Origin of the sequence: Owenweeksia hongkongensis DSM 17368, assembly GCF_000236705.1 — a bacterium.
In the GTDB taxonomy this organism is placed as follows: Bacteria; Bacteroidota; Bacteroidia; order Flavobacteriales; family Schleiferiaceae; genus Owenweeksia; species Owenweeksia hongkongensis.
On sequence record NC_016599.1, the window covers coordinates 836,886 to 863,079 of the forward strand.

28 protein-coding genes are annotated in these 26,194 nt (G+C 38.7%); 9 read left to right on the top strand and 19 right to left on the bottom strand.

Going from position 1 to position 26,194, the window contains the following annotated elements; genetic code table 11:
• Positions 1 to 48 precede the first annotated feature (48 nt).
• Both OWEHO_RS03845 and OWEHO_RS03850 read right to left on the bottom strand, forming a co-directional pair.
• The gene (locus OWEHO_RS03845; protein WP_014201154.1) at positions 49 to 483 is read right to left on the bottom strand and encodes an acyl-CoA thioesterase; all 435 of its coding nucleotides are present in this window, start codon (positions 481 to 483) and stop codon (positions 49 to 51) included.
• Between the two features lie 154 nt (positions 484 to 637).
• Positions 638 to 2,668, bottom strand: a complete 2,031-nt coding sequence (locus OWEHO_RS03850; protein ID WP_014201155.1) for a dipeptidyl-peptidase 3 family protein — start codon at positions 2,666 to 2,668, stop codon at positions 638 to 640.
• 146 nt (positions 2,669 to 2,814) lie between these two features.
• On the opposite strand from OWEHO_RS03850, the gene OWEHO_RS03855 reads away from it, so the two are divergent.
• Positions 2,815 to 4,290 (top strand): T9SS type A sorting domain-containing protein, encoded by a 1,476-nt coding sequence (locus OWEHO_RS03855; protein ID WP_014201156.1) that lies wholly within the window; start codon positions 2,815 to 2,817, stop codon positions 4,288 to 4,290.
• Here OWEHO_RS03855 and bshC read toward each other — a convergent pair.
• Positions 4,287 to 5,927 carry a bacillithiol biosynthesis cysteine-adding enzyme BshC gene (gene bshC / locus OWEHO_RS03860; protein WP_014201157.1) on the bottom strand — a complete coding sequence of 547 codons (1,641 nt, stop codon included), beginning with the start codon at positions 5,925 to 5,927 and terminating at the stop codon, positions 4,287 to 4,289. The two genes, OWEHO_RS03855 and bshC, sit on opposite strands and share 4 nt — an antisense overlap.
• 57 nt (positions 5,928 to 5,984) lie before the next feature.
• On the opposite strand from bshC, the gene OWEHO_RS03865 reads away from it, so the two are divergent.
• The 3 genes from OWEHO_RS03865 to OWEHO_RS03875 are packed head-to-tail and all read left to right on the top strand — an operon-like array spanning position 5,985 to position 7,573.
• Positions 5,985 to 6,593, top strand: coding sequence for a methyltransferase domain-containing protein (locus tag OWEHO_RS03865; protein WP_223252713.1), 609 nt, complete (start codon positions 5,985 to 5,987; stop codon positions 6,591 to 6,593).
• A 29-nt stretch (positions 6,594 to 6,622) separates the two neighbouring features.
• Positions 6,623 to 7,129, top strand: a complete 507-nt coding sequence (locus OWEHO_RS03870; RefSeq protein WP_014201159.1) for a phosphoribosyltransferase family protein — start codon at positions 6,623 to 6,625, stop codon at positions 7,127 to 7,129.
• A gap of 42 nt (positions 7,130 to 7,171) precedes the next feature.
• The gene (locus OWEHO_RS03875; protein ID WP_014201160.1) at positions 7,172 to 7,573 is read left to right on the top strand and encodes a PH domain-containing protein; all 402 of its coding nucleotides are present in this window, start codon (positions 7,172 to 7,174) and stop codon (positions 7,571 to 7,573) included.
• A gap of 4 nt (positions 7,574 to 7,577) precedes the next feature.
• On the opposite strand, the gene OWEHO_RS03880 is transcribed toward OWEHO_RS03875, so the two are convergent.
• Genes OWEHO_RS03880 through OWEHO_RS03895 form a run of 4 tightly spaced genes read right to left on the bottom strand, consistent with a single transcriptional unit; the run spans position 7,578 to position 10,881 of the window.
• The gene (locus tag OWEHO_RS03880) at positions 7,578 to 9,050 is read right to left on the bottom strand and encodes a PAS domain-containing sensor histidine kinase (protein WP_041627924.1); all 1,473 of its coding nucleotides are present in this window, start codon (positions 9,048 to 9,050) and stop codon (positions 7,578 to 7,580) included.
• Positions 9,040 to 9,771, bottom strand: a complete 732-nt coding sequence (locus tag OWEHO_RS03885) for a lycopene cyclase domain-containing protein (protein WP_262496312.1) — start codon at positions 9,769 to 9,771, stop codon at positions 9,040 to 9,042. Before OWEHO_RS03885 ends, OWEHO_RS03880 begins: the two co-directional genes overlap by 11 nt.
• Positions 9,772 to 9,781: 10 nt before the next feature.
• Positions 9,782 to 10,255, bottom strand: a complete 474-nt coding sequence (locus OWEHO_RS03890; protein WP_014201163.1) for a sterol desaturase family protein — start codon at positions 10,253 to 10,255, stop codon at positions 9,782 to 9,784.
• Positions 10,252 to 10,881, bottom strand: a complete 630-nt coding sequence (locus tag OWEHO_RS03895; RefSeq protein ID WP_143764505.1) for a carotenoid biosynthesis protein — start codon at positions 10,879 to 10,881, stop codon at positions 10,252 to 10,254. The genes OWEHO_RS03890 and OWEHO_RS03895 overlap by 4 nt, the downstream gene beginning before the upstream one ends.
• Before the next feature lie 213 nt (positions 10,882 to 11,094).
• Here OWEHO_RS03895 and OWEHO_RS03900 point away from each other — a divergent pair, with 213 nt between their 5' ends.
• Complete coding sequence (locus OWEHO_RS03900) at positions 11,095 to 11,562, top strand: hypothetical protein (RefSeq protein WP_014201165.1); 468 nt, start codon at positions 11,095 to 11,097, stop codon at positions 11,560 to 11,562.
• A gap of 12 nt (positions 11,563 to 11,574) precedes the next feature.
• Here the strand turns inward: OWEHO_RS03900 and OWEHO_RS03905 are convergent, their stop codons facing one another.
• From OWEHO_RS03905 to OWEHO_RS03950, 10 genes are all read right to left on the bottom strand, one after another.
• Positions 11,575 to 12,198, bottom strand: a complete 624-nt coding sequence (locus OWEHO_RS03905; protein WP_014201166.1) for a 7-carboxy-7-deazaguanine synthase QueE — start codon at positions 12,196 to 12,198, stop codon at positions 11,575 to 11,577.
• A 52-nt stretch (positions 12,199 to 12,250) separates the two neighbouring features.
• Entirely contained in the window at positions 12,251 to 13,177 is a 927-nt protein-coding gene (locus tag OWEHO_RS03910) for a class I SAM-dependent methyltransferase (protein WP_014201167.1), read from the bottom strand.
• A gap of 67 nt (positions 13,178 to 13,244) precedes the next feature.
• A complete protein-coding gene (locus tag OWEHO_RS03915; RefSeq protein ID WP_014201168.1) occupies positions 13,245 to 13,874 on the bottom strand; it encodes a trimeric intracellular cation channel family protein in 630 nt (209 codons plus the stop codon).
• Positions 13,875 to 13,950: 76 nt separating this feature from the next.
• The gene (gene sucD / locus OWEHO_RS03920) at positions 13,951 to 14,832 is read right to left on the bottom strand and encodes a succinate--CoA ligase subunit alpha (protein ID WP_014201169.1); all 882 of its coding nucleotides are present in this window, start codon (positions 14,830 to 14,832) and stop codon (positions 13,951 to 13,953) included.
• A gap of 106 nt (positions 14,833 to 14,938) precedes the next feature.
• Positions 14,939 to 15,562 carry a nitroreductase family protein gene (locus OWEHO_RS03925; RefSeq protein ID WP_014201170.1) on the bottom strand — a complete coding sequence of 208 codons (624 nt, stop codon included), beginning with the start codon at positions 15,560 to 15,562 and terminating at the stop codon, positions 14,939 to 14,941.
• Positions 15,559 to 16,887 carry a Na+/H+ antiporter NhaA gene (gene nhaA / locus OWEHO_RS03930; protein WP_014201171.1) on the bottom strand — a complete coding sequence of 443 codons (1,329 nt, stop codon included), beginning with the start codon at positions 16,885 to 16,887 and terminating at the stop codon, positions 15,559 to 15,561. The genes OWEHO_RS03925 and nhaA overlap by 4 nt, the downstream gene beginning before the upstream one ends.
• Before the next feature lie 50 nt (positions 16,888 to 16,937).
• Positions 16,938 to 17,492 (bottom strand): lipocalin family protein, encoded by a 555-nt coding sequence (locus OWEHO_RS03935; protein ID WP_014201172.1) that lies wholly within the window; start codon positions 17,490 to 17,492, stop codon positions 16,938 to 16,940.
• A 6-nt stretch (positions 17,493 to 17,498) separates the two neighbouring features.
• Positions 17,499 to 17,684: a CsbD family protein gene (locus OWEHO_RS03940; RefSeq protein WP_014201173.1), complete on the bottom strand. Its 186-nt coding sequence runs from the start codon at positions 17,682 to 17,684 to the stop codon at positions 17,499 to 17,501.
• 90 nt (positions 17,685 to 17,774) lie between these two features.
• A complete protein-coding gene (locus OWEHO_RS03945; RefSeq protein WP_014201174.1) occupies positions 17,775 to 18,281 on the bottom strand; it encodes a DUF4442 domain-containing protein in 507 nt (168 codons plus the stop codon).
• A 3-nt stretch (positions 18,282 to 18,284) separates the two neighbouring features.
• Positions 18,285 to 19,103 (bottom strand): zinc-dependent peptidase, encoded by an 819-nt coding sequence (locus OWEHO_RS03950; protein WP_014201175.1) that lies wholly within the window; start codon positions 19,101 to 19,103, stop codon positions 18,285 to 18,287.
• Positions 19,104 to 19,231: 128 nt separating this feature from the next.
• On the opposite strand from OWEHO_RS03950, the gene OWEHO_RS03955 reads away from it, so the two are divergent.
• The gene (locus tag OWEHO_RS03955; RefSeq protein WP_014201176.1) at positions 19,232 to 20,782 is read left to right on the top strand and encodes a SulP family inorganic anion transporter; all 1,551 of its coding nucleotides are present in this window, start codon (positions 19,232 to 19,234) and stop codon (positions 20,780 to 20,782) included.
• 146 nt (positions 20,783 to 20,928) lie between these two features.
• Positions 20,929 to 22,188, top strand: coding sequence for a DEAD/DEAH box helicase (locus OWEHO_RS03960; RefSeq protein ID WP_014201177.1), 1,260 nt, complete (start codon positions 20,929 to 20,931; stop codon positions 22,186 to 22,188).
• Between the two features lie 76 nt (positions 22,189 to 22,264).
• Here the strand turns inward: OWEHO_RS03960 and OWEHO_RS03965 are convergent, their stop codons facing one another.
• Positions 22,265 to 22,759, bottom strand: coding sequence for a hypothetical protein (locus tag OWEHO_RS03965; protein ID WP_014201178.1), 495 nt, complete (start codon positions 22,757 to 22,759; stop codon positions 22,265 to 22,267).
• A 70-nt stretch (positions 22,760 to 22,829) separates the two neighbouring features.
• On the bottom strand, positions 22,830 to 24,071 hold the full coding sequence (locus tag OWEHO_RS03970) for a pyridoxal phosphate-dependent decarboxylase family protein (RefSeq protein ID WP_014201179.1): 1,242 nt from the start codon (positions 24,069 to 24,071) through the stop codon (positions 22,830 to 22,832).
• Between the two features lie 82 nt (positions 24,072 to 24,153).
• On the opposite strand from OWEHO_RS03970, the gene OWEHO_RS03975 reads away from it, so the two are divergent.
• Positions 24,154 to 24,567, top strand: a complete 414-nt coding sequence (locus OWEHO_RS03975; protein WP_014201180.1) for a DUF1801 domain-containing protein — start codon at positions 24,154 to 24,156, stop codon at positions 24,565 to 24,567.
• Positions 24,568 to 24,671: 104 nt separating this feature from the next.
• A complete protein-coding gene (locus tag OWEHO_RS03980) occupies positions 24,672 to 26,147 on the top strand; it encodes an MltF family protein (RefSeq protein WP_014201181.1) in 1,476 nt (491 codons plus the stop codon).
• The last annotated feature ends 47 nt before the right edge of the window (positions 26,148 to 26,194 follow it).

A 26,194-nucleotide genomic window follows, 5' to 3' on the forward strand; every position in this document is an offset into this window, starting at 1 on the left:
AAAGGCCTATTTGGCCTTTCTTGTAATAACTGTAAAAAATCATCTTAATTAATTCTGCCAGGTAAAGTCTTCTGACTTTGGCATGTTATCAAAGGCAACATGCGCTACTTCTGGTGGTACTGTAAGCTTACGCTTAATAGTATCTATCCAGGCTCCATCTACGGTAATTTCCGCACACAAAACATCCCCTTTCATTATTTGATGACGAATGGTCCAGCGCGAATAATCCTTGCGCATAGATACAATTGCGATGTTCATGGTTAGCTGATCTCCAAAATGTATTTCCTTCCTGAATACAGCTTCTTCCCTAAAAAGTATAGGCCCGAAGTTGTTCTTTACCATCACCATTGGTGAAAGGCCATTTTCAATAAGATACTGCGTTCGGTGCTGGGCTCCTAAATCATAATATACCGAATGACGAACGTGAAAATTTGGATCCATGTCGCTCCAGCGAAGGGAAATGGGTCTAGAATATTCTTTCATAATGCTTCTTTAGAATAATGGTCGAATTTACAGATTCAAGTTTAATATGCATGCATAAAGATTATAATATCCCTCTATTGCCATGTTGTGTATCTCCATAAAAAAAGCCCGTTGGCGAACCAACGGGCTTTCATAAATCAATACATCATTTCCTTTATTTCAAGAAAGAATACTTCTCCCCGTACATCAACATTTGCTGAGTAAAGTCAGTAGGATAAATCACTTCAATATCCTTGATGCTATCGCCTTCCATTACTGGCTTAAGCTCAGGCTGAATAAAGCCATTGTAAGGTGCAATGTGTAGCTTTTCGGTACGAGCCAATACTTCCTTGTGGATAGCAGGGTCTACCTGTACACCATAAGTTTCTACCAGCTTCTTCCCTGCTTCGTAGTCTCCCTCACTTTTTATACGCTGAATCTCACGAAGCTGATCGCCAAAGATTTCTCTTAGCTTATCGTAATCATTGATTACAAAGTAAGTTTTGCCATCAAGAGTTTTCTTCTCAATTATATTGTCTTCCTTACCAGTTTCATAAGCCCATTTAGCTACAAGCTGACGGTTACGCATATGATCCTCTTCAATGATTTCACCTACCTCAAGTCTGCGAAGTTGAAGCATCAACCCGTTGCGGATATAATTGTCATACTCAGCTTTTCCAACTTCCATGGTGTCGATAAGGCCCATTTCCATAAGCTTAGGATCCATGATGTAATAAAGGGCTACAAGGTCAGCGCGCCCTTCTTCCAAAGTAGAAGCATAGTTTCTCAAAGTTTCTTTTGGAGTACCTACACCATCATTCAGTTTACCCGAAGCATGACCCACCACCTCATGAAGTGCTGTGTGCATTTTACTAGAGTTACCAGCGTATTTCTTAGCACGCTCCAATTCTTCTTTGGTAAAGGTGAATTCCTCAAGAAATCCGGCTCCTTTGGCTTCTTCGTATGCATGCTCAATGTTGGCAAGACTCACAGACTTAGAACCATGCTCAGCTCTGATCCAGTTTGCGTTTGGAAGGTTCACACCGATTGGCGTGCTAGGCGTGGTTGCTCCAGCTTCACCAGCTACGTTCACCATCTTATACGTCACTCCTTTTACGTTTGGCTTTTTGTGCTCATCCATTATAGGTGAGTTATCCTCAAAGTACTGGATGTTATCGCTGATAACCGCCATCTTTTTAGAAGCATCAAAATCCTTGATTTGTACCACAGTCTCGTAAGTAGCTTTGTAGCCTAATGGATCGTCATACACTTCAATAAACGAATTGATGTAGTCAATATCACCTTCGGTAGCTTCTACCCAGGCAATGTTGTACTCATCCCATTTTTTAAGGTCTCCGGTTTTGTAATAGTCGATAAGAATACCCAAAGCTTTTCCTTGAGCTTCGTTTTCGGCCACTCCTTGTGCTTTTTCCAACCAACCGATGATTTCGGTGATGGCAGAACCATACATTCCTTCAGCACTCCACTTTACTTCTTTAATGCTACCATCTTCGGCTCTCACCAATTTAGAGTTAAGTCCGTAGCTGATAGGCGTTTTAGTGTTTGGATCAATCTGCTTTTTGTAAAAAGCAATTGCTTCTTCTTCGGTAATATCCGGATCGTAGAAGTTTACCGCTGAAGCTAAAAGCAAATCCTGATCAGAATCTTTGCTCACCTTCTTCATATCCTTATCATTGAATATCACATCTGTAGCTTCAGCCGAAAGGCTAGTATTGCTCTCAGAAAGCAATTGCTCAAAGTATGCCTTTTCAAACCCAGGCTTCATTTTGGCATTGCTGTAATGGTGATGAATACCATTGCTGAACCATACACGCTTGGTGTAAGTCATAAAGTTTTTCCAATCCTCGCTTTCTTTGTCGCCATTGTAGTTTTTCACAATAGCTTCCAAAGCGTTACGAATTTCCAGATTGTGGCGGTAGTACTGATCCCATGTAATATCACGGCCACTAAGCCCTGCTTGTGTAAGGTAGTATACCAATTCTTTTTGCTTAAGGCTAAGATTATCCCAACCTTCTATTTGGTAACGAAGGATGCGTAAATCCGCAAACTGCTCCGTTTCCCATTGAAAATTATCGTGTGAATCTTTATTCATCACTTCTTCGGTAGCCTCTTTGGGCTCCGAACCTTGTTGATTACAACTCATAAAAAATATACTTGCTGATAATACTAAGCTAACTCGCTTCATACACGGATTTTAATTAAAGCCCCGAATATAGGAAGATAGCCACAGTGGTGAAAGAGGCATTTTAAATAAAAAAAAGACTTTCATAAATTCACACCCAACTTGTTAGCCCAACGTATCGTTACTCTACTACAACTAAACTCATAAAAATGAAAAAACTTCTACCCCTCCTGCTTTTTGCCTTCAGCCTTTCGGCAAATGCTCAGAACTATAAATTGTTTCCCAACCCAAGTGATACTTTGGCGTTTTCAGATACAGAAGGAAATGTGATTTTTATTGCTTTTGATTCCATTAGTTCTGGAAACACCTATTGGCCACAAAAGGAAACCCACCCGGACTTTACTGGTTCTTTAAATAAAAATTGTTTCGGACACTTGTTTGATACAGCCTGGTGCGGTTATCAGATAGTTAACCTTGCACCGATGAAGTATACCTTTCATCATACTTTTTATGAATTTGAAATAGATCTATCAGCCCGAAACACCAGTCCTGATTCTATTGGCTGGTTAAGAGCATATGGTATGTCGTACACTTTGCTATCAAAATTTATTGGAAAGTCTCAACAAACACTATTCAATAATCAAATCGATTCCTTGCTGACTTTTGAAATCACGGCTTTGGATTCGAATGGAATTACTCATTTCACTAACCATTATTTTGAGGTTTCCAAAAACCATGGGCTTATAAGTATCCCTTTACTTTATAACTCAGATCAATATTATGCCCCAACCTATAATTCTTCAAATGCCTTTACCCGAAGCCTCTTTAAGCCTTTAACCAACGGAGATATTTATGATTTTCAGGCGGGAGACATATTTCACTACTATCATGGTTCATACACTATTGATCAGCCTTGGAACAGGCACAGGACTTATTCGAACCTTACTATTATTGATAAAAATCAAATCAATGCGGATAGCGTTTTATACACGGTAAATCGTGTGTACAATAAGTTTGTACTAAATACACAAACACCTCCATTTCAAATGGAAGAAATTATTTACCGTGATACAGTTAAGTTTGGCTACGGACAACTGAATGAGCGCATAACTAATGAACTGACTTTTCAGTCGGACACTGCAGGGTCTCATCTTCCCTATTATGGATATTCTACATCTTATTCGCTTAGTGAAAAATTCAAATCGACATTTGACACCAATTTGAAACGCTCTGGGGTTTTCACATCTAGCAATCAGTTTCCAACCAATGGTTCTTGTATTTTAATACCTTTTGAACCTTCTCCTAAAGAAGCTTTATATCTTTCAGGCTTAGGGAGAGTACACTATTACGATGTGAACTTTCCTCAGGTAAATGAGCAGAGCCTCATCTATTTTGAAAGCTCTACCGGCCAAACCTGGGGAAAACCTTATAACATCAGCATCGAGGAACTCGCTCAACAAAGGCCACTAAAAATCTACCCCAACCCAGCTTCGGATGTTTTGAATATTGAATTGCCAGATGGGGTGCAACAAATGGAAATCACGATAATTGATCAGGTTGGGCGAACTCTATTGAAAGAAAGCATTACAAAGGAAAAATCAGGTATTTCGGTTGAGGCCTTATCCCCTGGAGCTTACTTTATCAGAACCAATAAAGGTTCGGCAGTTCCTTTTATAAAACGCTAAACCAACTCCTTTTCTGTAATCACCCTAAAGCGATAATCCAGAGGATCCAGGCTTTCGAAAAACTGCTCAATAAAGGCTGAGCCATATTCTGAAAAATACACCGATAGATTGTCGTGTCTTTCTTGTAGGCTTCCTTTTGGGAAAAGTGCAAAATACACACGCTCTAGCTTTTCCATTTGGTCAGACTGCCTGCGCTTTTCAGCACGGATTAGCTTTTTCTTTAAGTTATCTAAACCATTCAGTTGCTTCTGGCGCTGAGCATTTACAGCCCCCAGCATACTTTTATCGGTAAGATTAGCCACATCTTCCAGCTCATCAAACATCTGCTGTAGCTTTTGCTGATAAGGGTCAAGCTCTACATCCACAGGCGCATGTTCAGATACATAGTTCTTCTTCACCTCATGCAAAGGATAAAACAGATCCGAAACCTTTAAACCCATTTCTTCAAGTTTGCTCTTTTCTTTAGCAGGAACCCAAAGCGCAGAGTTACGCAGCATCAACATTGGGAAGGGAATCTTAAATGCATCAAACATATCTTTAAGCTGAAACCAATAGGCCAGTTCACCACCTCCTCCTATGTAAGCAAGGTTGGGCAAAATCACTTCCTGATAAAGCGGACGAAGAATTACATTTGGGCTAAATCGCTCTGGGTTATCGTTCAACTCTTTTAGAATTTCTTCTTGGCTGAACTCCAATTTGGTATTCAAAACATACCAGCGACCATCTCGTTTTCCGATGCGCTCGCGCAATCCATCCTTTATGTAGAATAGATTTATATCACGAGGGTGAACCTGCTGAAAGTAAACCTCTTCTAGTTTTGAAGTGGTTTTAGAAACAAAATCATGAGATGCACTTTTTAGCAGCTCATCTTTAAATAGAGGCTGCATCAAAGTTTTTAGTTTGGACGAATCACCATCAACTATTACTAAGCCATGTTCACCAAATAAACGATGAACCAAATAGCGTGTGGCTTCCGCTAAATTTCTACCCTCCGAATATGCTGTTTTGAGCAACTCACAAAACTTCTTTGCAAAGGTACCAGGGCCAAGATGCTCGTTAAGCTCTTTAATTAATGGCTCAATACCTTCTGTAGAAAACCTCCCTACAGGGCCACCTGATTCTTTATTCCAGCGCAAGCGACCACCAAAAAGGTTGATGAAGTTTATCTCCTCAAAATCATGATCTTCAGTTGCCATCCAGTATACAGGCACAAAGTTGTTTTCCGGATAAGCCTTCTTTAGCTCACGGCTAAGGTTGATGGTAGAGACAATTTTGTACAAAAAATATAATGGCCCGGTAAACAAGTTTAGCTGATGCCCTGTGGTAACGGTAAACGTTTTGCCATCAGCGAGAAGCTGAATATTCTCAAGAGTTTTAGATGTATCTGCAGATTTCCCCAAATCAGAATACTGCTCCAAGAGTGCTTCTACAAGCACTTTTCTACCTTCTGGAGTGAAGCTACTCTTCTCTTCTATCTGATCTTTAAAATTTTCAAGATTAGGAAACCTATTGTAAAATGGTTTCAATGTTGGGTCTTGATCTAAGTAGTCGCAAATAAGCTTTGAGAAATATCTCGTGTTGCGATAGTTCAAACAGTGAGTGTCATCCATAGAAAGCAAAAGTAGAAAATGCGGCATTTTGTTTTATCATACGTTTATAGAATTAACCTATTTGGCATTTTATGCCCTTTGCAAATGCCATACCTTGCAGCAGTAATTGAAAATAAATCAATGGATACCTACTGGACAGATCGCTATAAAAACAGCAACACGCCCTGGGATATGGGAAGCCCTTCACCGCCTCTTACCGCCTTTTTACAAAAGCTAGTTCATAAAGATCAGGAAATACTAATACCTGGAGCTGGCAATGCATACGAAATAGAGTGGCTCCACAAAAATGGCTTTACCAATGCTTATGTAATGGACATCAGCCAAATTCCTTTGGATAACCTAAAAAGTAGAGTTCCTGACTTTCCGGATTCTCATTTATTGTTTGGCGATTTTTTTGGGTTGGATAAGAAGTTTGATCTAATAATTGAGCAAACATTTTTCTGTGCTTTACAGCCTAATCAGAGGAAGGATTATGTGAAGAAAATGGCTGAAATAATAAAACCTGGTGGTAAATTGGCTGGGGTTCTCTTTGATTTTGCGCTTACAGAACAAGGTCCACCTTTTGGAGGAAGCCAAGAAGAATACGAAAAACTATTTAGCCCCTACTTTACTATTGCAAAAATGGAAAGGTGCTACAATAGCATAAAACCAAGAATGGGAAGTGAATTGTTTTTTGAGCTCATCAAGCCATAGTTTTATATTTGACACCAAATTACAGCAGAATGACAACTACATCCACAGAAGTGCTTAACCACCAGCAAATTGAAGATCGCATAAAACGCATGGCTTGGCAGATTTATGAAACACATCAGGACGATGCGGAGATTATTTTGGCTGGAATAGTAAATAAAGGGTATCGATTGGCAGAACTTATTGCTGAGCAGTTGAAGAATATCTGTCCATTAAAAATTTCTCTTTATCGACTAAAGGTGGACAAAAAGAACCCGTTGAACGGTATTACTGAACTTTCCCCTGCCAGAGAATCATTTGAAGATACTTCGGTAATTGTGGTGGATGATGTGCTCAATACGGGCTCTACTTTGATTTACGGTGTAAAACACTTTTTAGACCATAAAGTAAAGCAGCTAAAAACCGTTGTGCTTGTGGATCGAAATCATAAAAGCTTCCCCGTAAAAGCTGATTTTAAAGGACTTTCACTTTCCACCAATCTTATGGAGCATGTGGAGGTAAATCTTAAAGAAGCTCCGTTTACAGTAGTAGTGAGTTAATTTTCTTTTTTAGATTAGCAAAAACTAAACAATTGAATCTCTATGCCCTCTACTTTAAAATCTCAAACTCCTTTGTCAGCAGTACTCTATTGGTGCCTTGTAGTTACGGCTATTACCATCGGAAGTTTCTTTATTAGCTGGGAAGTAGCATTTGGTACTGCGGGTTTTTTAGCGCCTACAGTAAATGCTTCTCGCAATTATCGCACTAAGTACGTTTTTGAAGAAGATCACTTATTGATTCACGCTCCATTTGAAAAAGTTCAAATTGCTTTCTCAAACATTAGAAGTGCTCACCTTGTAAAAGCGAACCTTGCACAAAAGCTGATTGGCATTCCAAGTGAAATAGTAAGTTTAAAATACAATAAGTTTGACGAAAGGTTCCTGTTAAATGGTTCCAAAGAAATGCTTGAAAAAATACAATCTAACTTATCTGAAGCAGCCTAAAAAGCTACACTCGATATTTCACCAAGTTGATATGAAATGTGGTGCCCACTCCCAATTCACTATCTACTTCTACCTCACCGCCCATTGCTTCTATTTGCTGTTTGGTCATAAACAAACCGAGTCCCTTTCCTGATTTATTGCGCGCAAAAGTGGTGTGAAGCTTAAAAAGCTTTTCGCCATGACGCTTCATGTTTATTCCCATTCCATTATCAGAAACTTTGAGAATTTTTTCCCCTTCTTCATTAAGAATAGCGGAAATCTTAATTTCTGGCGCTCGGTCTTCAGAGCGATATTTTATTGCATTGCTTACCAAGTTCATCATAATGCTCTCAAGGTAGATTGGTGCGTAGTCTATACTTTCCCACTCTACTTTGTCTAGTGATACCGTGGCTCCAGCATTAGAAATTTCTAAGGCCAGTATTCTCTTTACCTTAGTTATCAGAGTTTCAATTGATATAGGTTCCTGAGGGATTTCCTTATCATTTAGAACCTTCACAGTGTCTACGAGGTCATTCAACAAGTCCTGAAGTGAATCAGAACTTTGCTTCAAAAACTTAATGTATTGGGCCCTTTCCTCTTCGTCCTCACTTTCATCATAATAATTGAGCAATACTCCCAGATTGGCTATTGGTGAACGAAGGTTGTGAGATACAATTTGATTAAACTGCTCCATCTGTTGCTTTTGACGCGTAAGAAATTGAGCTAGCTCTTTCAGTTTAATTTTATCCTCTACAGCATTGGTAACATCCTGCAAAACGCCATACACTTTCCAAACCTTTCCATTTCTTAACTGTGCTTTACCAATACTTCTTACCCACTTAAGGTTACCCTTAGCCGTTTTAAAGCGCACCTCTAGATCATACGGAGTGCCACTGTTCATCAGCTCCTCAAAATGCTTTTCCACTTTAGTACGATCGTCTCCAACAAAAAAGTCCAAAGCTTTAACCAAGCCAGGCTCTACACTATAATCTACCTCATGAATATCATAAACTGTTTTTGACCAGTTTATCTTAAATGGATCAACATTCACTTCCCATGCACCCAGCACTGCCATTTGAGATGATTGGTCAAAAAGCATATTAGAGACTTCTGCAGTAGTTGCTAAGTCTATCACAGAACTTACATCTCTCGAAGAGGTGATCAAACCTATGACCTCTCCATTTTTGTTAATTGGTTGCGTTTGTGTTTGCAACCAAAGATATTCTTGGTTTTTTGCGATGAAACGAAATTCTACCAAAGTACTGTCCTTGCCACCTATAGCAGGTAGATGCCCTTCTTTTTTAATAAGCTCTTTATCATCTGGGTGAAAAAAATCATAGGGGTTCTTTCCTATCAATTCCTCTTTTGTATACCCCGTTATCTTTAGAAAAGTATCATTAACAAATAGATACTTTCCATCAGTATCGTGAGACGCAATCATCTCATTGTTATTGTTTAAAATATAAGCTGGATCTGTAAGAACCTTGTTAAAACTCATCTCTTGATATTTTGTATTCTGGGCCATTTTCTCTTTCAACTTTCCTAAAGTATTCAAACATGCTAACTACAGCAAGTATAAGTAGCATTCCATAGAAAAAATCCTCGATTGGAATAGTAAAAATTCGCTTTCCAATATTTTCAGCATCATTATACCACACCACTTCTTCGTCTAATCCAGTACCAGTAAGAATTCCATTTATAGCTAAAAAAGGTAATGCTATTACGGTATAAGCTAAATAAAAGCGCCCTAGCCATGGTGTCCTATTCTTTTTAGAATGCCAATATATCAATACTGCCAAAAGGCCAAATGTGAGTACCGTATACCACTTATCATAAAAAATAACAGCCAATGAAGCACTGAAACCCATCAAGAAATTACTAATTGAAGTACTCCAACTTCCCAGTATATCTTGACTTATGTAACTATTCAAAACCTCATAAACGAATACACAGCAAAAAGGTATTACTATAAAAAAGAGATACTCACCTAAAGGAAGTCCAAATAAGGATATACCTGAAATGTACTTTGGGTTAAAACCCCAAAAACCGAATGAGGTGAATATTGCATCCCATATTAAAAAGACAATGGCTACAGGAATTATGCTTTTGAATAAAAACCCAAAACTTTTGTAAAAAGCAACCTTTTTATCAAAGCTTAAAAAAAATGGCCCGGCAAATGAGGCAGCCATCAAATAGAGATATAGGTATGATGTTTCCAGAGTGTACTATTTAAGATTGCTTTTGAGCTAATTCACGCTCTTTTTTAAGATACTTTTTTGGAACCAATAACATCCCGAAATTTTCACCATCTTCTTTTTTCAAATGCTTATGGTGCATTTTATGCGCTCTAATAAGTGATCTCAGGTATAAATTTTTGATGTTTCTAAAAAACTTTAACCTTCTGTGTATCAGAACCTCATGTACCATAAAGTAAACTAATCCATAAGCTGCTATTCCAGAACCTATAGTAATAGAAAGTGGCGAGCTATAAATTACTCCAAGCATTATGCAAAGCCAACTTGGAACTGCAAAAATCAAAAAGAAGATATCGTTTTTCTCTAATACTCCGGGCTCTTTAATATGGTGGTCTCTATGTAAAAACCATAAAAATCCGTGCATCAAATATTTGTGAGCGGCCCAAGCCACTCCCTCCATTGTGCAAAAGGTTATTACAATTACCAGAGCTATCTGCCAAATACTCATATAAACAGATTTAATAGTACAAAGAAAACAGAAACCACTATAAGATAAGGGATAGCCAAGTGGTTGGTCTCTTTGTTCATATACTTTACAAATAGAATTTGCATAATGATAGAAACGAAAAACCAGCCCAAGAAGTTTGACAGTGGTATATTATTTCCGTCCCAATACCAATAATCCAAAGTAGAAGCCATATGCTCGATTGGATAATCAACAATGACCATAACTAATGCTCCAGCAAAAACCTGAAGCCAAGGTTGTGAAATTACTTTTCTCACAAAAAAACCACTGCCCATTACAAGCATGAACCAGTTTGCGCCTATTATTAGTGGTACATCATATAATTTGAAACCAAGTGCTTCTCCATAGTGGTAATTCCCAAATGGAAAGCTCGTAATTATACCAAGTAACTCTACTAAGTACCCCAAAACAAAAACAGGAATAAATAATTTTAAAAAATTAAATTGTGAAGAGGCATGACTGATAAATATTAAGATAACGCTAAGTAGCAGGTTGTAAATGCTAAGTGCTGCAAAGCGCTCTAAGTTGATGAATACCATTCCTATAAGACCTATAAAGTGAAATAGGATGAGAATCGGGATCGTGTATGTTTTGATATACCTGTTCAAAAAGTTCTAAATAGTGCACAAAAATAGAATTCTATTTATCCTAAATGCTTTTGTAAGAACAATCTTAGGCTTTAAGAGTTTATTAAATAGCATCATTTTATAGTCTCCCACATTAAGGTAGGAACGACTTCGCTAGCTTTCAGAGTTTTACAATTATTTAAGACTATTTTAGGGAGTCTAAGATCTAGGAATAAGAACTAAATTATTTTCGTTATGAGCACGTTTGATAGAATAACCAGAACCATTCCAACTAAGAACGGACTATTTATGTTGGGAGGACTTATAGCATACTTTTTATTAATGCGCGTGGTTGGTCTCGCTGAAGTTTATTGGCTTCGTACTTTCAACTTAGTAATACTAATTCTCTTTGTTAGAAATTCGATTTTATCGTTTAGACGGCAGTCTAGTGAGTCCTATCAAAGCTTTAATACTATGTTTATGATTAGTGTCAGAACATGCTTTGTAGGGATAGGCTTATTTGCTCTCTTTTTAGCAATTTATCTGGATCAGATCGATAAAACCTTCATGGCAAATCTGGCAGTAAAAGAAAGTTTTGGTGGAGAAATAACCGCTGTAAGTGCAGCCAGCATAGTTTTCATTGAGGGAATGATTTCTGGTTTAGCTGCTTCTTTTGTATTAATCCAATTGTTTAAATCTAAAACAATAGAAGCTAAGGCGTAAAGGAATATAACACTATGGTATACCGATGTACTTGTGCGTCTGTAGGCTGATTTGCCACTTTGGATTTTGCATCACATAATTGGCAATATCATCCATCATTACTTCCCTTCGGCTCCATTCGGGTTGTAAAAAAAGTTTGCAGTGTGCTCCTACTCTGGCAGCGTGCTCCTCAGCCCATTTAAAGTCATGTTTGTTATAAATAATAACTTTTAACTCATGAGCGTATTCATAAGCCTCTTTTACGGGAGGTTTAGTTTTTTTGGGTGACAAGCAAAACCAGTCCCAATTTCCTGAAACGGTATAAGCCCCAGAAGTTTCGATGTGTACCTCAAGACCTTTATCCTTTAGCAAAGTAGTAATGGGTTCCATATTCCACATAAGTGGCTCTCCCCCTGTTATCACTATAGTTTTGGAATACTCAGCAGCATGATCAGCGATTTGCTGAATATCAGTAGGAGGATGAAGTTTTGGATTCCAGCTTTCTTTTACATCACACCAATGACAACCTACGTCACAGCCCCCTATTCTTATAAAATAAGCTGCGCGCCCGCTATGGTAACCCTCACCTTGAATTGTATAAAACTCCTCCATAAGAGGAAGAAAAAGCCCTTTTTCTACTTTGTCATTCTCCGTCATACCCGGCAAAAGTAGTGCTTAGCATTTGCATGCTAAACATTAATAGCTCTATTTATAACTCTGATAGAATATAGCCATGACTTATGGCTAGCTCTTCCTGCGAATAGCTTTGATAAGATTTATGAACCTTAACCTGTGACAAGAGTTTCAAATCACCTTCCCGAGTGATTTCCTCGCTTACCGGAAGTTCTACTTTTCTATACATTTCTAAGTAATCTTTCCAGCGTAAGCGGTTTTGTGGCTGAATTGCATTGTCTATAATTTTCCACCCTTTGGGGCTAAACTTCAAAAAGTTGTAGATATTGATACTATGGTCAAAATGTGCGAAGTGATCACTCAAGTCAATAAAATGACACATAAAAGCGCCTGGTTTTGCTACAAGTTTAAACTCCCTAAGAATGTTGATTAACACATCATCATAAATGTGCTCAAAGGTATTGTTAGAACAAATGAAATCATATGAATCCTTTTGAAACCCAGTATTACGGGCATCCTTCAAGTGAAGTTTCAGTTGGATAGCGGCCAAGGCATCATCAATCGAAATACTATCCGTACGAGCAGGAAGTTCCAGAAGCAATTTCCACTTTTCTTCGTTCCATTCTGGTAGGTATGATTTCAGTTTTCCTTTATCATTCCATTCTTTAAACTTGGTAATGGTAGTCATTATCGTCTCCTTGTTCATCCAAGATTGTATGTCTAAAGAGTCTGTCTGTCCTGCATCAGAAAGATATAGAGCAATGGGAACAACAGGATACCAGCCGCTTCCAAGCTCCAAAACCTTTATGTTATTGAGCTGGCCCCTATACTTTTTGTAATACTTTACATGATCGGCAGCGTGCATCAGCTTATTGCCAAAATGCTCATCAGTAAGCTGAACACCTTTGGTAATATGCTTTTGAAATACATGGTTTAGCTTTTCCTTAAAGGGAAAAACCGAAATAGTTTTCTGAACGATTGCCTTTGCGATCCACTTGGCCATAGTATTAAAAAAATTGAATTGGCAAGAATAGTCAATACTTATTAATTGCCTCTATTATAAGTTAGACTTAATCAACTTCTTTGCGCATAAACTTTCGATCAAAGCCGGGAACTGCCCATTCATACCTTACCGAAAGCAGTCGAATTATTATAATTGAGCTAATTGAAATAACAAAATTCAGGTTTCGATCTAAATCGAAATAACGAAGTATAAGATAAATGACAGCTCCGATAAAGCAAGCACTTGCGTACACACCTCTTTGAAGTATCACCGGGGTTTCTTGAGTAAGTGTATCTCTAATTACTCCCCCCATCACAGCCGAAAACATCCCCATAACCACAGCAATTTCACCACGAACTCCATGATGCAAAGCAACTTCGGTTCCTACAATGGTAAAAAGGCTTATTCCCAAAGTGTCAAAAAGCAAGAGTGTTTTGCTAAGGCGCCCTAAAGTTTTGGAGAAAAAATACACACACACGATTCCTGCTACTATGGTATAAACAACAGCCATGTCCGAAATCCAAACCAGAGGATGACGATCCAGTAAAATATCACGTAAAGTACCACCACCAATGGCAGTAATGAACCCTGTAAAGGTGGCCCCTACCCAGTCTTTGTCCTTACCGGTAATAGCCAAAGCTCCGGAAATGGCAAATACAAAGGTTCCTAAAAGTTCGAGGTAGTACTGAAAAGACATTGGCTATTCGGTTTTCTATTCCATAAAAAAGCCCCGAATAATCGAGGCTTTCTAATATATCTATGTGGAGAAATTATTAAGCCGTTACGCCAATAAGTTCTGCCATTTTAGCTCCTATATCTGCAGGTGAATCTACTACGTTGATACCACACTCGCGCATGATAGCTTTTTTAGCTTGTGCAGTGTCATCGCTTCCGCCAACAATAGCACCAGCATGACCCATTGTACGTCCAGCAGGAGCAGTTTCTCCAGCAATAAAACCAACGATAGGCTTCTTAGTACCGCTTGCTTTAATCCAACGGGCAGCATCTGGCTCCATTTGTCCACCAATCTCACCAATCATAACAACACCGTCAGTTTCAGGGTCGTTAAGAAGTAGCTCAACAGCTTCTTGCATAGAAGTACCGATAATTGGATCTCCACCAATACCAATGGCTGTAGACTGTCCCAAACCAACTTTGGTAAGCTGATCTACAGCTTCATAAGTAAGAGTACCTGATTTAGAAACTACACCGATACGACCTTTCTTAAAGATAAAGCCAGGCATGATACCTACTTTAGCTTCGCCAGCAGTCATTACTCCCGGGCAGTTTGGTCCTACCATGCGGCAATCTTTGTCACCAAGGTATTCCTTCACCATAATCATATCCTTTACAGGAATACCTTCGGTGATAGTGATAATCACTTTAATACCAGCGTCAGCAGCTTCCATAATAGCATCAGCAGCAAATGCTGGTGGTACAAAAATGATAGATACGTCAGCACCAGTTTCTTTTACAGCATCAGCCACAGTGTTGAATACCGGACGATCAAGGTGAGATTGACCACCTTTTCCTGGAGTTACACCACCAACTACATTGGTGCCATATTCCAACATTTGACCAGCATGGAAAGTACCTTCACTACCGGTAAATCCCTGCACAATAATCTTCGAATCTTTATTTACTAATACACTCATGCGTGTGATTTATGATTTTGCAATTTTTACTTTGGAACTGCGAAAATAATAGATTAGATCTTTAAGACCTTAATATTTATAAAAAACTAAAGGTTAGATTAGAGATTCACTCCTCTTCTACCGTCCAGGCAGGAGCTTCGCCAAAATTAGAACCTGAAATTAATTCGCTCAACTCCTTACGTTTTCTAGGTTCATGCTCTGATTTTTGATCATTTTCACTCAACTCTTTAAGGCGGTGCTCATCACGATAGCCCATCACAAACATGGTCATTGGAACAAACTTTTCACCATCCACATTAAAATTCTTCAAAATATTTTCAGGGATGATACCCGCCATTTGGTGAACATATAGACCATCTGTGGTGGCTTGCGCCAAAAGACCTCCCATGGCCAAACCTAGGTCATGAGCATGATGTGCGTTGGGCTTATTTTTATAGTCAAAATTAGTTTTGGCCAGGCAAGCAGCTAAAACTGGCGCAGTATAAGCCCATTTTTTATTGCCTTCATCCAAGCAGTCAAAAAGCTTATCATAATGCTCCTCTCCTTTTTGTGCTACAATAAATCGCCAGGGTTGCTCATTTCGAGAACTTGGTGCCCAGCGAGCGGCCTCAAAAGCACGTAATAACTTTTCTTGCTCTACCTTTATTTCACTGAATGCACGAGGGCTCCAGCGTTTAGTAATTTCAGGAAGTATTCTATGTTTTGTTTCAGCGTCTTTTCCTTCTATCATAGCATTGGTTTTTTGGAGTTTGTAAATCGGATAACCAGCAATCCAATAACACAGGCAAGAATAGATGCCACCAAAATTGCTGACTTAGCTGATTCTGCATATTCTCGATTAACAAAAGCTAGTTCTGAAATAAATAATGACATGGTAAAACCTATACCTGCCAATATTGACGTACCATAAATTTGTTTCCAGCTACTGCCTTCTGGTAATTGTGCCAAGCCCATGGCTACCATCAATCTAGAAACCAGACTGATGCCCACAAACTTTCCAACTATCAAACCGAAAATAATTCCGAGACCTATAGGCTCCACAAGTCCTGCCCAAAAATTGTCTTCTATTTTTAATCCAGCATTAGCGAAAGCGAAAATGGGCATTATCACAAAGTATACAAAGGGAAACAAGCCGTGTTCAATTTTTTGCAACGGTGTACGCGCATCGTCACCTGCTGAGCGAATTCCCTTTAGCAAGTAATCCTCTCGCTCAGTATTGAAGTCCGTATCAATTGTGGTTGTTTTCAAATACTTTCGGTAAAGAATTTTAAGTCTATCCGTAAACTGATCTTTTGTAATTCGATACTTGGCAGGAATAGTGAAAGCCAAAAGAATTCCAGCAATGGTTGGGTGAATTCCTGAATAGAAGAATGCTACCCAAATACCACTTATCCCGATAAAAGTGTAGAAAAATACATTACGTATCCCTAAGCGATTTGCAGCCATAAGCAGCACCCATGCGCCTCCCGCAATATAAAGTTGATCAACATCAAAACTGGAAGTGTAGAAAAAGGCAATTACCAGCACCGCACCAATATCATCTACTACGGCAAGTGATGTAATAAATACTTTTACCGAGGGGGCAATCCTTCGTCTTACTAAATTGATAAGTCCCAAAGCAAAAGCAATATCTGTTGCCATAGGTATACCCCATCCTTTTCCTGTTTCACCAGGATTAAAGGCTATAAAAATTAAAGCTGGGACTGCCATTCCACCTATTGCTGCTGCAATAGGCATAGAAGCTTTTTTCCAAGTACTAAGCTCTCCAGCTATTACTTCACGCTTTATTTCAAGACCCACTAGAAAAAAGAAAATGGCCATCAAGCCATCGTTTATCAAGTAATGTAATGTGAGCCCAAACTCCTTATCATCAAAGCTAATGGTAATTTCTTTTTCCCAAAGGTGTTCATACCACTCACCTCCCCAACTAGAATTGGCGACCACCATAGCTGCAACAGCTGATAAAAACAGTAAAACCCCAATAGTAGCTTCATTAGAAAAGATGGATTTTACGGGCCTTGTTAAATAATCTATTGGTGCTTTTTTATCTATCATTCTTTTATTTACAGTTCAGAGAAAATAATGTTTACTTCCTGTCAGGCTTACTATTTTAATTCTTTAGCATTATAGCAACTTTGATCAGTGTACACCAAATTTGATGTATTAAATCCAAGTTCCTCTGCCAAATTTAAGTATTCTTTAAGCTTAACCGCTGCTGGTTGTGGCTCACGACAAAGTATCCAAAGACTTTCTCTATCAGGCGCTCCAACCATGGCATAGCTGTAATTTGGCTCTATTTTAATTATATAATAATCACCTTTAAAAGGCCAAAAAAACTGAACCTGAAGTTGGGAGTTATCTCCACTCTCTGTAGAGGTAGTTGCCTTTCCTGTAATGGTACTTACTTGCCCAGATTCTTTATTGTAACAAGTATTAAAAACTTCAACAAAACCGTCCTTCAAGGTATACTCCGCAGTCACACATCGGCAATCATCCTGCAACTTTTGAGGCAGATGAGCAATATCATACCATACCCCTTGATACTTTTCAAGCGACACATCTTTGGCCGTTTCTAAAGGCTGATTAACAGAACAGCCCATCAGTAGCATTAGGCTACCAAGGGCTGTTAATATTTTATTTAAAATTGAGCTATGCTCCATACTAGTCTATAGGTCTCGAATAATTTTCACCACTTCGTCTCTAGTTTTACCAAGTTTTTGCTGAAGCTTACCAACTAATTCATCTTCCTGTCCTTCTGCATATTTCAAATCATCATCCGAAAGATCACCATAAGCTTTTTTCAATTTCCCCTTGGTCTCATTCCATTTTCCTTTTAGCTCTAACTTATCCATAGTGTAATTTTTATTTAATTAATTATACTCTGATAAGTCATCAAGCAGGCAAATTGTTCAGGAAAATCTTACATCAAAAGCTGAACCAACTTAAACTTTTGTCTTTACTTTTTCCCAACTCTTTATCTGCCAGTGGGCTATGCCGGTGGCCACATGATTATCTTCTGTATCAAAAATTTTAATCGTGGCCGGAAGCATTATCTTCCCTTCCTTTTTTAATGGCTCCACTACTTCTTTTTCCATAAATGATGGATCCACTTCAAACCTTGCTTTTACTGCTGTTTTAGCTTGATAATGATAGACCATCTCAAGACGTTGTAAAATGAGTCTATACCTTTTTGGGTCTAAAATTCCAATAAGGAGAAAACCTGAACTCACCTCCGCCAAGGTTGCCATCGCGCATGCATGTATACCTTTGAGGTGATTGAGGTTTTTCTTCCGATAAGGAAGGTGAATCTCTAAATGATGTTTCCCAATATCATGAACCTTAAATTTATGTGGTCCATTAAAAGGAACCATCGTATTTAGCCCTTTGCTAAGAACCCATCTATAAAAAGGTGAAGTGGCGGCTTTTGCTGCTAATTTGGGTAAATTCATAGATCAGAAAGGTACAGAATTATACCCTTTAAACAATCGAATTGGATCTTGCTTTAGCAATAAACTCATAGTGTGGTAAAGCTCAGGGTGGTACTCCTTAAAACCTTCGGATCGTTCAAAGAAATTCTCAACAGCTACTGCAAAAAATTCATGCCTATTGGCTGCGGCATATTTCCTAAAAAAAACATCATTGCCTGCAGCTATCTCTTTCATTTCGGCTTCCGCCATACGTTCAAACTTTGCTATATGAGCGTTATCTATAAATTCATACTCATCATTATAAATGGAATTTTCCAACCGAAGAGCATGCGCCATTTCATGCAAACCAAGGTTCCGACCATCATCATGCTTTTCATAGCCTTCCACAAAGTTTTTCCATGATAGAACAATCAATCCACGAGTATTCACTTCTCCTTGGTGATACTTGCGAGTAATCGTAGAATAATAGTCGTCTTTGTAAATAAGGATTTTGCGGAAATGCTCTAAGTTGAGATGTTCAAAACCAAAAGTGAGTTGCACGGCTGAACCCGCTATCAACGCCTTCATTTCAGCATTTACATGTGTGTAACTTCTGGGGATAAAATCATTACCATCAATAAATGCCTGAACCCGGGTTTCGAACTTTCTTTTATTGGTTGAACTGAGGTTTTGATAATACAAAAAGTGCTCTTCCAACTCCCTCTTGTACTCCTCTTCTAAAGGTCTATAATTGTGTCGCTTCCGTCTTGAACTCAAACCCAATGCTGACCTACTCAAGTACACAGCCGATGCCACCATCAGCACCAAAAAAGGAATCCAATCTGCTAAAGTGTATTCTTCCAATCCGTCAGTTTTAGAGCAACGAATATAACCGCTTTACCAAAATATCAAGCCTAGATAAAGCAATTGTGCTGTATACTGGTCATTCACAAATAACTGTATACTTTTGCAGCCCTTAAAAAACTGGGAATATGCGCGCCAAAATCATCAACTTTTTACAGTACGACAAAAAGAAAGGAAACCTTAAGGATGAACTTCTTTCGGGTATAACCGTAGCATTAGCGTTGGTTCCCGAGGCTATCGCGTTTTCATTTATCGCAGGCCTCTCTCCACTTGTTGGTCTTTATTCAGCATTTTTCATTGGTATTATCACCTCTATTTTTGGAGGTCGCCCAGGAATGATTTCGGGGGCAACTGGCGCTATTGCAGTTGTTTTGGTTTCCCTTGTTATCAATCATGGTCGTGAGTATGTTTTTGCTGCAGTAATCCTCATGGGGGTAATACAAATATTGGTTGGTGTTTTTAAACTCGGTAAGTTTATTCGCTTAGTACCTCAGTCCGTGATATATGGTTTTGTGAATGGCTTGGCCATCATTATTTTTATGTCTCAGTTTGGTCAATTCAAAATTGGCAACGAGCCTGACAGCCCATGGATGAGCGGTAATTCTCTTTATATAATGCTTGGCTTGATAGCAGTTACCATGCTTATTATTCATTTTATGCCAAAGCTTACTAAAGCCGTTCCATCATCACTTACTGCTATTGTTGTGATTTCACTTTTGGTAATTGGCCTTGATATTCCTACCAAAACTATTGGTGACTTAGCCTCTGTATCAGGCTCCTTCCCTAGCCTTGCCTTGCCAAACGTTCCATTTACATGGGAAACTTTAGAAATCGTTTTCCCTTATGCCTTAATTATGGCGGGTGTTGGTCTGATAGAAAGTCTATTAACTCTTACTCTTATCGATGAAATCACGGAAACACGTGGTAGCGGGAATAAGGAGTCTTTTGCTCAGGGATTGGCAAATTTTGTAACAGGTTTTTTTGGCGGAATGGGCGGTTGCGCCATGATTGGCCAAAGTTTAATCAACGTAAATGCTGGTGGTAGAAGTCGTATTTCTGGAATTGTAGCCGCACTTGGATTGTTGAGCATAGTACTTTTTGTAGGTCCTGTAATTGAGATGATTCCTATGGCTGCTTTGGTTGGACTAATGTTCATGGTAGCCATCGGAACCTTTGAATGGGCCACACTTCGCGTATTTGGTAAAGTTCCCGTTTCTGATATTATTGTGATGTTAGTGGTGATTCTAATTACCGTATTTCTTCACAACTTAGCCCTAGCCGTACTTATTGGTGTTGTTATTTCAGCATTAGTGTTTGCCTGGGAAAATGCAAAACGTATTCGTGCCCGCAAGCATATTGATGAAAACGGTGTGAAGCACTACGAAATATTTGGACCATTATTCTTTGGTTGTATTTCTACTTTCAATGATAAGTTTGATGTAAATAATGATCCAGACGAAGTGGTTATAGACTTCCGCGAAAGCCGTGTGGTAGATTTATCAGCTATTGAAGCTTTGAATAAATTGACCGAGAAATACCTCAAAGCAGGCAAGAAACTTCATTTACGCCACCTCAGCCCAGACTGTATTGCCATGCTAAAAAATGCAGAAAAGATTGTTGACGTAAATATTCTGGAAGACCCTGACTACAAAGTGGTAGCAGACCGAGCCACTGTTTAAGACAAATTTTCCTGTTCTATTTTCTTTGTTTGCTATAGGCTCTTTCGGTGTGTATTGCTACATTTTGAGATTGCTTATATTTACCACCATGAGTAAGCACCCTAAACGCAAATTATCTTTTGCGTATTTACAAAGAATAGACTTTTATGACGTTTGACGAATTTGGGCTAAATGACCAATTGGTAGAAGCCCTTGGCTACATGAACTTTGAAAAGGCCACTGAGATTCAGGAAAAGGCCATTCCCATTATACTACAAGGAAGCGACATTATTGGCTGTGCCCAAACTGGCACAGGAAAAACTGCAGCTTTCATCCTTCCTATTTTGCATAAAATTGCCACTAGCAAAACCAAAGGAACCAATTCTTTAATAGTTTGCCCTACCCGCGAATTGGCAATGCAAATTGACCAACAAGTGCAAGGTCTCGCCTATTTCACCAATACCAGTTCATTTGCCATATATGGTGGTGGTGACGGCATCAGCTGGGAGCAAGAACGCAGAGCCTTGACTGATGGAGTAGATATTATCATCGCTACCCCGGGTCGCCTTCTTTCGCACATGAATAATGGCTATGCTGACTTTTCCAATATTCAACATCTAATTTTAGATGAGGCAGATAGAATGCTGGATATAGGCTTTCATGACGATATAATTAAAATCATTAAAGAACTACCAGCGAAGAAGCAAAGCTTGATGTTTAGCGCTACAATGGCTCCAAAAATCAGAAAGCTGGCTAAGGAGATTTTGCATAGTCCAAAAGAGGTGAATTTGGCTGTAAGTAAACCAGCTGCAGGAGTTACTCAAAAAGTATATCTCACATTTGAATCTCAAAAAACTCCTATGGTTAAAGAGATTTTGAGTGATAAAGACAATTTTAAAAGTATTATCATTTTTTGCTCCACGAAGAAAAAAGTGGAACAGCTGACACGCGTTTTAAAATCAAAAAACTACAGTGTAGAAGGCGTTTCTTCTGATTACGATCAAGAAAAGCGTGAAGCTGCAATTCTTAGGTTTAAAGCAAGGCAAACCAGAATTGTGGTAGCCACTGATGTGTTAAGCCGTGGTATTGACATTAAAGACATAAATCTTGTGATAAACTATGATGTGCCAAATGATCCCGAGGATTATGTGCATAGAATAGGCCGAACCGCCAGAGCAGAAACTAAAGGTATGGCCGTAACTCTGGTGAACGAGGATGATATGTACAAGTTTCAGCGTATTGAAGCTTTTATTGAAAACAAGTTTGAAAAGCTTCCTCCATCTGAATCATTAGGTAAAGGCCCGGAGTGGACGGAGTCTAAGCCAAAGAAGAACAGGCGTAAAAAGCCAAATTATAAAAAGAAGCCTTTCGGCAAAAAGCCAGGTAAGAAACCAGAAAATAAGCCTTCAAAACCTAAGGCAAACTAAAACAAAAGCCCCGAAGAAACTCGGGGCTTTTTGATTATCTGTGTGTCGTCCTGAAAAAAGTTGACGGTTTTTGACTCTACCTAATTGACAAATCTCCATAACCTTGATACTTACAAGCTCCATTATAAACTCGGTAATACATGCGAACTAATCGCGAACCACCATCACCATTTTCATGGATCGTAAGGGACAAAGAAGTTAAATTGTCGTTTTCGTATAGGATCGTAAAATTATCATCTACTATTTTTAAAGCGATACTATCCATCTGAATAATGGATCCAAATGTAAATACACCGTTATTTGGGTTGGGGTACACATACGTTTTGAGTAATGTATCATTTGCATCAGTGCAAATCGGAAGGTTATCCGCTGCAAAAAGAGCATCTTCCTGACTAGTAAAAGTGGTATTTAAATTCCAATCCATAGGATCAATATTCCCATTGAGATCTCCATTTCCATCACGGTTGGTAATTCCTGAAAAAAACACCTCCCCTGTTTCGGTGTATTCTTTTTCACAGGAAACTGACAAGGCTATAACAGTGATTAAAAGACTAAGCTTAAATATTTTCATAATCGTTTAGTTTTATCGACTTCTCCAAATTTACATATTCGAAGCATAAGTCGGTCATAATCTAATGACTCTATTTTTTTAGTCTAGTTTTCACTTCTTCCAAAAATCTATCTATCACCTCGCCTTTGGTGTGCGGCATGACTACAATTTTCCACCACTTGGCTTTTCCTGTATAATCATCAGAAACTAAACGATACTTATAGCATAAGTCTTCTGGAATAAAACCTGCTTTGGTGGTTATAATATTCATATGCGGATTTCTAAAGTATGGGATTCCCAAGTCGTAAAACTCTCTGCATAAGCGATCAGCTTCATCCATCAGGCTTTGGATATTTTTACGCCATCCTTTTGGGCCGTGAGTTGTTAGAATCATCCAAATAGAGACGGCTTGTGCTCCATTACGGCTGCCACAGATGGTATAATCCAAGCCCTGCACATATTGAGCTTCTTCAGTAGCTGCATAATGCATCCAGTCCTTTCGGATCAAAAACATGCCTGTTCCGTAGGGAGCCATTAGCATTTTATGCGCATCCAAAGTGATACTCGTAATTTCTGGATTTCTAAAATCTAATGGATTATCTGGATTAGTAAAAGGATAGATAAATCCCCCAAAAGCACCATCAGCATGTACTTTATAAGGCAATCCACTTTGTTTTATTATTGGTAAAATAGCCTCCAAATCATCCACCGAGCCAAACATAGTGGTGCTCATGTTTACATTTATTACCAAATATTTGATACAGGCTTCCTTAGCCTTTTCTAGAGTGGCTTTCAGGTTTTGAGGATCAATTTGCCTAGTCTCAAAATCCACCTCCACAGGAAGTGGATTGATACTAAGCAGATTACAACCTTTGTAAAATGAGTAGTGGCTATCGGTACTGAAAATCACTCCTATTTCAGCATTTTTGGCTTTAAACTCCTTTTTATAATAGTTGCGATAAATCCAAAGTGCTTGAATATTTGCTTCCGTTCCACCTGGCGCTACGTAACCATCAATCTCTTTTGGGCCAGCATTCATTATTTCTTCAGAAACTAAATCGATCAACTCGATCTCCATCTTCTGTGTTCCCCTAAAAAGGTCCTCACCTTTATCCTCGGTAAGGGTATGGCAGCCAATGTGGTTTGGGTTATTGATGAAGGTTTTTAAATAAGGCGCATCTTTAAGAAAATCTGCATCGCGATAAAACTGCTCCGTATCTAAATATGATCCTGGAATTCCTAAAATATAATCGGAATCATAGTTTCTATTCTCATCTAAGGCACTAAATACACGTGTCTTAATTTCTTCTCTGGTTTGCTTTTTCCACTTCATGCCGCAAATGTACAGCCTCCCTATTATTTACTGCCTTCAGGTTTTGTTATTTTTGAAAAATATAACCCTCATATTTATTCCTATGTCAGAGTTAAAAACCAAAAAGAACGATAAAGATCCTATGGAGTTTATTGCTTCTGTAGAAAATGAAAAACGAAAAGCTGACAGCCTGGTAGTGATGGATCTGATGGAAAAGATAACAGGTGAAAAAGGAACTATGTGGGGCCCTAGTATTGTGGGGTATGGTTCTTATCATTACAAATATGCCAGTGGTCGTGAAGGTGATTGGATGATAACTGGATTTTCGCCACGCAAACAATCACTTACATTATATATAATGCCTGGTTTTGATAGATATGAAGAACTAATGGGTAAACTTGGAAAGTACAAAACCGGAAAATCCTGTTTGTATATCAATAAGCTTGAAGATGTTGACATAGATGTGCTTGAGCAGCTTGTTTCTCTTTCGGTGAAACACATGAAAAAGCTGACATAAGGTTGTAATACGCAACTTTAAAAAAATGTCTATTCCATAAATTTTCATATTTTGGATGAAGCCAATATGAAGTGTTTTTCATTGAATACTTCAAACATGTGCCTATGCAAAAACCCTACTTTCTGCTGCTTCTTGCGTTTGCTACTTTGCTTAGTTCCTGTGGTTCTTCTGAGCCGGAATCAAGTGAAATAGCTCTCAATGATGAGCCGTCAATAGTAATGCGGGATATTAATGAGATTAGGGAAGACGGGTATCTTACAGCAATCGCCATTTATAATTCTACCAGCTATTTTCTTTACAAAGGAGAACCCTTGGGTTTTGAATATGAACTACTTTCCGAATTGGCCAAAGAGCTCAAACTTGAACTGCGCATAAGGGTTGCAGAGGATATTGATGACCTTTTTACCATGCTGAATAATGGTGAGGGTGACATCATCGCTTATGGATTATCTATTACTGAATCTCGTAAAAAGCTTATCAACTTTACCGAACCTCATTATGTAACCCACCAGGCTTTGGTGCAGCGCAAACCTGACAACTGGAGAAGTTTGCCGGGCTACAAGCTAGATGACAAATTGATTGATGACCCCCTTGAACTTATTGACAAAACGGTGCATGTAAGGCGTAATTCTTCTTACTACGAACGCCTTCAAAATTTGGCGAAAGAAGTTGGCGGAAACATTGATATTCAAACTGTTTCTGGAGACAAGACTACAGATGAAATAATAAAAATGGTGGTAGATGGCGAAATTGATTACACAGTGTCCGATTACAATATTGCTGCTCTTAATCAAACCTACTACCCTATTCTCGATGTAGAAACACAAATTAGTTTTTCCCAACAAATAGCTTGGGGTGTTCGCAAAAATAGCCCGCTACTGCTACAGGCAGTAAATATGTGGCTCAAAAAAATTAAGCAAAAGTCTTCCTACAGGGTACTTTACAACAAGTATTTTAAAAACCGTAAATCTTACCAAAGACGTATTAAAAGTGACTTTTACAGTAAAAACTCTGGAAAAATTAGCCAGTATGATGAAATTATAAAAAAACATGCCGCACCCCTCGGCTGGGATTGGAGACTTCTAAGTTCTTTGATTTATCAAGAGTCAAGATTTGAACCACAAGCTACCTCGTGGGCTGGAGCCGGAGGTTTAATGCAAATAATGCCTTCCACTGCCCAGGATTTAGGCCTCAAAGATATTTCTCATCCTGATCAAAATATTCAAGCGGGCTCTATTTATCTAAAGAAACTCTGGAACAATTGGAAGAAAATTCCAGATTCGGTGCAGCGAACCAAATTTGTAATGGCTTCTTACAATTGTGGACTGGGCCACGTTCGTGATGCCCAGCGTTTGGCTACAGCATTTGGGGAAAACCCACTACTATGGGATGATAATGTTGAAGACTATGTTCTCAAGCTTTCAAGCCGTGAATACTATACAAACCCAGTGGTTCGCTATGGCTTTGTACGCGGATTAGAGCCTTATTTGTATGTGAAAGAGATCTTTTTGCGTTACGATCATTACAAGAAGTTCATCCCCTTAGCTGAGCCTAAGAAACCTGCTGTTGCCAGCCAGTAATTGTTAAAGTTTCACATTCTCATTATTCACACATACTAAGAATGCTG